This is a genomic window from Halomonas sp. MMSF_3323, from assembly GCF_030733595.1.
In the GTDB taxonomy this organism is placed as follows: domain Bacteria; phylum Pseudomonadota; class Gammaproteobacteria; order Pseudomonadales; family Halomonadaceae; genus Halomonas; species Halomonas litopenaei.
Map to the genome: position 1 here is coordinate 53,985 of NZ_JASHIT010000036.1, position 6,540 is coordinate 60,524.

The following is a 6,540-nucleotide window of genomic DNA, read 5'->3' on the forward strand; positions in this document are numbered from 1 at the left end:
CCACTCGCCCCACCTCGAAGCGGCGTGGATCCGGCCTCGCGGCACGTTCGGCGACCCGGTTGAGCGGCTCAGGGGCATCGCCTGCCTCGGCGTCTGCCATCTGATCACCCTCTTCCGGCTCGCCATCATTGGCCGCCGGCGTCGAGGTAATGGTCAGCAGCTGCCCACAGCGAGGCGAGTCAGGCGTCATCTCCCAGGCGCGGATCACCGGCACGAAGCGGTCGGTGAGCACGCGGGTCTCGGTGATGGAGCCATCCTCCCGCTCGGTGAACTCGGTCTTGGCGACCTTATCCTTGTGGGTGTTGCCCTTGACCACCAGGCAGCGGCCGCTGGGCGCGGTCACCACGCCGGAGATGGCCCCGGCCGCCAGCGACAGGGCCAGATGCCAAGAGGAGAGCCGGCGCACTGGGGGACGCGGCGACAGGCCGGTCTTCCCGAACACGCTGCCCACCTCGTGCCAGAGCCCCTGCAGCTTCCCGACCTCATCGGCCAGCTGCTCGGCATCGAGCGAGACGCGGTAGAAGTGGCGCAGCTCGCCCTGAGCCGCCGGTATCACGTAGGGCTCGAAGGGCCACACCGCCGGGATCACCTCGGGTATGACCTCCTTGCTTCCCACGCGCAGCAGCTGGGCGCGTATCGCCTTGGCCTCCTGGCTGCGCTGCGCCTCACGGCGTCGCACCCGGCGGCCCAGGATCACCACCTGCTGGAAGTCATCCACGGCGGCGCGGAAGACCCTCAGCTCGGTGAAGTGGTTGACCAGCCAGCCGGTCAGCTCCTTGTCCAGGGCGTAGTCGGGAACGATAAGCACCATCACACCCCCGTACTGCAGGGTGCCAACGGTGCGCTGGTAGAACAGCTTCTCGAGGCGCCTGCGCCCCTTGCCCTGATAGCTCTCGTAGCCGGCGTGGTCGGCCAGCAGGTCGCCATAGGGCGGGTTGAGCCACAGGCAGCCCACGCTGCGCGGTGAGATCACCGTGTCCATCAGGTCGCCCTGTAGGCCTCTATCCACCAGGCCATGCATCGAGGCGGCCCGCTCGGCGTGATACTCCACGGCGCAGGCCTGAACGCGTTCGCGCCCCAGGTGGTGGGCAAGCTCGGCGATGGCAGCGCCCTCCCCCGCACAGGGGTCGAGCACCCGCATCCGGCCGGTGCTGGCAGGGCGGAGCGCCTGAAGCACCCGCTCAAGCGACGCCTTATCCGTGGGGAAGTAGCCATTCCTGGCGAAGTTGCGCGCGATGCGCTGAAACATCAGTGCCATGCGACACCTCCTGTCGGTTGGGTGTGGTAGGCGCGGCCAGAACGGCCGCACCAGGGTGGAGCGAGAGCTCAGGGCTCGGGTGTGAGTACGCCGGCGCGGATCATGCCGCTGAGGCGTGGGGCCAGGTCGTTCTCATCGAGGGAGATCTCCCAGGCCTGGATCGGCCCCTGTGAGAACGAGGCCGGCAGTACCGCCTGCTGGGCATGCAGCAGCGTCATCACCGGCCCCTGCCAGTGATCCAGCAGAGGCAGCGGGCAGAGCTCCCGCACGCGGGGCCACAGCTGGTCATCCACCGGGCAGGCGCCCTCCTCGCCGTCGAGCAGGACGATGCTGTGAAGGTTGGCGCGATCCGGCGTGATGCAGCGCTGGTCGAAGAGCCACACGTGCACCAGGGTGCCGAAGCGCGTCTGGCGCAACCGGGCAGAGCGCCGGGAGTAGCGGTCCATGTCGCCAAAGACCATGGGGTGGCGAGTGTCGCCCTGGCAGAGATGCAGGGTACCCAGGCCATTGTCTGCCGCGGGTAGCGTCAGCCTGGCAAGCAGCTCCTGCAGCGCCGTATCCCGCCCCCACAGGGAGAGAAACAGGCACTCACGCTGCCGGCCAAGGCAGAACGCATCGGCGTACAGGTCCAGGCACTCGTCGAGGGTGTAGAGCTCGGGCATGAGGGTCTCCATCGGTTAGCGAAGAGCGATGGGGACATCCCGAGCCCAGGGCATCGAGATGCCCCGGTGGGGAGTGGCTGCCTCAGGCAGCGGCTTGCCAGGTCTGGGTCGGCGCCTGGAATCGGTAGCCCAGCTCCTTCAGTCGACTCACCTGACGGCGGAACAGAGCCCGGTCCACGGTGGGATCGAGCTTGACGCTCTGCCCCAGGGGCCAGAGCAGGCCGAAGAGCTCGGCGTCGGGATTGGCCTCCTGGCCAGCGGCGTGGGTATCCGGGGCTTGCGGCCCTGGCCCCTCGCCAGCATCAACCTGAGACGGCAGCGCAGGCGGAGCCATCGGCTCACCCGATCCAGGCGCAGGAGTGGCTGGCGGCACGGGTGGCGCAGGAGCGGCCTCCTCCTCCAGCGGGTCCATCTCCGCGGAGTCGAAGCGCGGGCCGTGCTGATTCACCAGCATGCCGTCCTCGGTCAGCAGCATCTCGCCGACCTTGGCGCGGACCTCCACCACCAGCCGGCCACTGGCGAAGTAGCTCGCCGGGCGAATCTCGAGCAGCAGAAACTCGCCCTCAAATACCCCTTCGCTGAACTGATCCAGCTGAGGGTCCTTGATGACGAACTCGCCGATCGAGGCCGCCAGCCGGCCAACGTTGAAGGGGCCGTTGCGCCCATGAATGGTGCGGACGGTGAGCCGCCCGGGGATCTTGATCATCACCAGACTCCTGTTTGTCAGGATGCAAAAAGAGCGGACGGGGCCGGCAGCTCCGGCACCCGTCCAAGAAGTCACGGGCAAGCGCCCGAGGTGTCAGAGATAACCCCGCTCCGCGAAGGAGACCGAGTCCGAACCGCCCACCACGATGTGGTCGAGCACGCGAACTTCGATCAGACCCAGTGCCTCTTTAAGGCGCTGGGTGATGCGTCGGTCCGCATCGCTCGGATCGGGCTCCCCGCTGGGGTGGTTATGGGTGAAGATCACCGCACCGGCGTTGTGGTGCAGCGCCGCCTTCACCACCTCCCGCGGATAGACCGAGGCGGAATCAAGGGTGCCGTGGAATAGCTCGCTGAACTCGATCACGCGGTGCTGGGTGTCCAGGAAGATGGCACCAAACACCTCATGGTCGTAGCCAGCCAGCTTGAGCCACAGGAACTCACGCACCCGGTTGGGCGTGTTGAGCTTCATGCCTTTTGAGACGGAACGCTCAACCACCTGTCGCGCCGCATCGATGACGCGGTCATCGGGGGCCGCCAGGTAGTTGCCGTCGCTGTCGCGCACGAACAGCTGAGGCGCGTTGGATGGGGAGTAGCGAGACTCTGCCGGGAAGGCAGCTGCTGAAGTGTGTGTCATGACCAGAACCTCCGGACATGACCGAGACCGCCCCCTCCGGGAGCGATGTCCCGGTCGGGGTGGGTAGTGAGGAAGGGTTACGCGGCGAAAAGCTGCGCGTGGTTCAGCTCGTCGTGGCGTGCCACCAGCAGGTAGTCACCATGCTGGCGGTCACCTTGCACGACCAACGCCTCGAGCTCGAGAGCCAGAGGCTGGTGGGGATTCCCGCTGGGCGGGATGCGATGGTGAGTCAGCCGCACCGCCTGGGTCCCTGCTGGGTACCCGGACAGCTGGCGGGCCACGCTCTGCAGCAGCATCTGGAATCGTTCGATGGGCGTAACCCCATGCTCCGAGACCACGTGCTCTGCGACGTACATGCAGTCGTCCATGACCCGCTCGCTGACGCGGACCTTGCCCGCAAAGCCGTGGTCACGAGCCAGAAACGACATATCGTAGGATTTCATGGTGGATCTCCTGCGGTAGTGCACACAGGGGAAACACCTTCCCCACCGGGGAATGTGGATCCCCTGGTGGGTGATGGCACACAAGTGCCGAGGAAGAGGTGCAGCATCCAGCCCGGATGGGCAGCCTCGTCTCGGGATGCGCGAGGCCTTGGGAGGTGGCGTACCGCTAAGCGGCGCACCCTCGAAACGCCTGGGTGCTGGGGTGCCTCGGTTGGTGCCGGTCGAGACCACCGGACCGCCATGGACGGTGCTTGCAAGAACTAGCTTACGTCACCGCCGACCACAGTCAAGCCACAGAGCCACGTGCTTGGCGGCTTGCTTGAATTCAGGGAATAGAATCATGGTACTCATTTACATATCCCCGCCAGCGTTTGCAAACGACTAAGCGCTCGGCAACGGGAATCTACGGACTACTAACAATTGCGTTTGGTGTATAGCAACTCTGACACCAGCAGTGCATAACAAGTCGGGAAGATACCGCCGACAGAATACCTCAGTCGCATCACTGCTGGCCTCTGTGCGAACCATCCGTAATGACCGCTGACTCCGACGATCCCAGTGCTTCAATCAGTTCCCCCAGGCTGGGATTATCGGGAGCATCATCGTGGTCGATGCTCTCCAGCCATTGCGCTATCGCCTGGAGTTCTTGAATCCGCAAGCGGATGTGGCGCCCTTGATCAGCCAGCGGCGCGCACCTATCGACAACTGTAGGTCTGTCTTCATCCGCCCAACTCAATATATTCTTGATTGCTGGTAGACCAACGCCCAACGAACGAAGGCAATCGATAAAGCGAAGGCGCCCCAGCGCCTCCTCATCGTAAAGTTGATAGCCGTTGCACAGATCCCGCTGCGGCTGCAACAGGCCCTCACGTGTATAGTGACGCACCGTTTCCGCAGTTACGCCACCAGCCCGAGCCAATTCTGTGACTCGCATTGCCCTTTCCCTACATATCCATTCTACGTCAGCTTACAACCTTGAGGCTGCCCAAAGGTCAAGATCGAGCTGGGTCGACCCATGGCGGTCTCCATCGTAGTGCTGCACCTCCAAAATGTGGCCTTGAATCAAGGGTAAAAAAACAGATACGCATGAGCGGTACAAAGGATTCAAGAAGTTAATACTGCGCTGGTGTCATGCCGAATAACCAACCAAGACCAAAGTTTTGAACATACATCCATGCCGAAACGGTATAACCTATGGTAAAAGTCATCCCAGCCATTCGCCCAGGTCACCACTTCAATGAGGCCACTGCAGCTTACGGCAAGCTCCATCTTGATCCATGTCAATGGACAGGATTCGATTCTGCGCTAGGGTAAGATGTACATCACTCTGCAGGAGCCCTGCCGCATGGCCAGGCACGCGTCATTTCCCAAGCAATCCTCGCGGTCTGCCACCGCGTGGCATCGCTTTGGTCTGGTCATCCTGCTGGGCATGGTGCTACTGCTCTCTAGCGCCGCCACAATGGCAGATGTCCCTTCCTCGGCAGATGCTCCCTCCTCTACTGTGTCTGGCCAGGTTGGCGTTGAGCCTCACGCAGATGCGCACTCGAACATCGAGTTCATCAACGCAGACTATCCTCAACCGCGATGCCACCATGGCCATGGCACTCGTAATGTCGGCAGCGCCCTGTTGCGCCTGGAGCGCCAGGACTTGGACTTCGAGCCTCTTCCTTTGAGCATGACGGCCCCAGCCATAGCGCCCCGGGTTGTCACCGCCAGCGGCAGGCCAAGCGCTCTCCTCTCCCCCTCTTCGGTTCCAGTCTACCTTTTGACCCAACGCTACAGAGTCTAAGTCGACTCGCTCCCTGATCCCGCGCTTCCAGACATGGCTGTGCGGGAGAAACCCGTGCCCGCCCCACATTGATCCAGGCAACTGCCGGAGTGGCCGCTGTGCGTGGAGAGTCTCTTTCGCATGCACATTCGTAAGCACGCCAGCGGGCTCGGTATCGGGTACAGCTTAGCGGAAGTCACGAGGAGGCATTTATGAACGCACTGTTTTACTTCCTGATCTGGGCAGCGATCCTCTTTCTGATGATGCGCTTTGGCTGTGGTGCCCACGTCATGGGGCACCGCCATGGCAGGAGCAAGCATGGCGACGATAGTCGAGAGGATCCACACGCCACCGAGGGGCTGAAGTGGATTCCGCCAGCCGAGGACGTCGATCCCGTCTGCGGCAAGACCGTCAGAACCGAAAGGGCCAAGCCGAGCGTCCACGATGGCCACGTCTTTTACTTCTGCTCTCGTGACTGCCGGGAGCGCTTCGAGGCCGCGCCCGAACAATATCTCGCACCTGCAGCAAAGGACTTTACTACCCAACCGGAGAACGAAGATGCCTGATGCCGATGTTCCGTCGACAGCCAAGCCTCGCTCCGGAACCCGCTTGCCGGTCCAGGCTACGCCACGGATTCCCGTGATCACGCTCGGGATGAGCCTGGGGCTGTTTCTGGCCGTGACCTTCACCCTATGCGTCGGCTTCGACCTGCTGTTTCCCGACCAGGCGATGTATGAGAGCTGGCTTCGCCTGCTGCCTGGCTTCACCTGGTTGAGCTGGTCAAGCTTCTTCCTGGGCCTGGCTGAAAGCTTCGGCTACGGCTGGTACGTCGCCCTGGTCTTCGGCCCGCTCTACAACTTCTTTGCCACACGCTTTGGACGGTGAGAATCGGCGGGAGGCAGGCCCCATGGACAACACATGTAACGCTCCAAGCAGCCATTCAGGCTTGTTTCAGCTTTTTCGGCCATATTCGATGTTGCCAAGGAATTGGCAGGGCGGTCTCAACCTACAAGCGCAACACTATTGGAGTGCCGGAGATCCGGGCACTGATTTCTGGAGAACCTCCGCGT

Annotated in this window: 7 protein-coding genes and 1 pseudogene; 2 read left to right on the plus strand and 6 right to left on the minus strand. The window is 63.0% G+C overall.

Translation table 11 applies throughout. The features are described 5' to 3' along the window. Positions 1-148: 148 nt before the first annotated feature. From RBB39_RS17285 to RBB39_RS17310, 6 genes and pseudogenes are all read right to left on the minus strand, one after another. Positions 149-1,309 (minus strand): annotated as a pseudogene (locus RBB39_RS17285) (DUF6094 domain-containing protein); the annotation flags it as partial. A gap of 17 nt (positions 1,310-1,326) precedes the next feature. Further along, positions 1,327-1,920, minus strand: coding sequence for a hypothetical protein (locus RBB39_RS17290; RefSeq protein ID WP_045994466.1), 594 nt, complete (start codon positions 1,918-1,920; stop codon positions 1,327-1,329). Positions 1,921-2,002: 82 nt separating this feature from the next. Next, a complete protein-coding gene (locus RBB39_RS17295) occupies positions 2,003-2,626 on the minus strand; it encodes a DUF3275 family protein (protein WP_045994465.1) in 624 nt (207 codons plus the stop codon). A gap of 93 nt (positions 2,627-2,719) precedes the next feature. Continuing rightward, entirely contained in the window at positions 2,720-3,259 is a 540-nt protein-coding gene (gene radC / locus RBB39_RS17300; RefSeq protein WP_045994464.1) for a DNA repair protein RadC, read from the minus strand. A gap of 77 nt (positions 3,260-3,336) precedes the next feature. After that, positions 3,337-3,702 (minus strand): hypothetical protein, encoded by a 366-nt coding sequence (locus RBB39_RS17305; RefSeq protein ID WP_045994463.1) that lies wholly within the window; start codon positions 3,700-3,702, stop codon positions 3,337-3,339. Positions 3,703-4,204: 502 nt separating this feature from the next. Beyond that, complete coding sequence (locus RBB39_RS17310; RefSeq protein WP_045994462.1) at positions 4,205-4,636, minus strand: MerR family transcriptional regulator; 432 nt, start codon at positions 4,634-4,636, stop codon at positions 4,205-4,207. Positions 4,637-5,682: 1,046 nt separating this feature from the next. Here RBB39_RS17310 and RBB39_RS17315 point away from each other — a divergent pair. Both RBB39_RS17315 and RBB39_RS17320 read left to right on the plus strand, forming a co-directional pair. Continuing rightward, a complete protein-coding gene (locus tag RBB39_RS17315; RefSeq protein ID WP_023004669.1) occupies positions 5,683-6,036 on the plus strand; it encodes a YHS domain-containing protein in 354 nt (117 codons plus the stop codon). Continuing rightward, on the plus strand, positions 6,029-6,355 hold the full coding sequence (locus tag RBB39_RS17320; RefSeq protein ID WP_083970599.1) for a DUF5676 family membrane protein: 327 nt from the start codon (positions 6,029-6,031) through the stop codon (positions 6,353-6,355). The genes RBB39_RS17315 and RBB39_RS17320 overlap by 8 nt, the downstream gene beginning before the upstream one ends. Positions 6,356-6,540: the final 185 nt, after the last annotated feature.

What these genes read in the sequence shown, in the direction of transcription:
- RBB39_RS17310 (WP_045994462.1), bottom strand. Translation starts at nt 4,636, where the DNA reads ATGCGAGTCACAGAATTGGCTCGGGCTGGTGGCGTAACTGCGGAAACG.
- RBB39_RS17305 (WP_045994463.1), bottom strand. Translation starts at nt 3,702, where the DNA reads ATGAAATCCTACGATATGTCGTTTCTGGCTCGTGACCACGGCTTTGCG.
- RBB39_RS17295 (WP_045994465.1), bottom strand. Translation starts at nt 2,626, where the DNA reads ATGATCAAGATCCCCGGGCGGCTCACCGTCCGCACCATTCATGGGCGC.
- radC (WP_045994464.1), bottom strand. Translation starts at nt 3,259, where the DNA reads ATGACACACACTTCAGCAGCTGCCTTCCCGGCAGAGTCTCGCTACTCC.
- RBB39_RS17320 (WP_083970599.1), top strand. Translation starts at nt 6,029, where the DNA reads ATGCCTGATGCCGATGTTCCGTCGACAGCCAAGCCTCGCTCCGGAACC.
- RBB39_RS17315 (WP_023004669.1), top strand. Translation starts at nt 5,683, where the DNA reads ATGAACGCACTGTTTTACTTCCTGATCTGGGCAGCGATCCTCTTTCTG.
- RBB39_RS17290 (WP_045994466.1), bottom strand. Translation starts at nt 1,920, where the DNA reads ATGCCCGAGCTCTACACCCTCGACGAGTGCCTGGACCTGTACGCCGAT.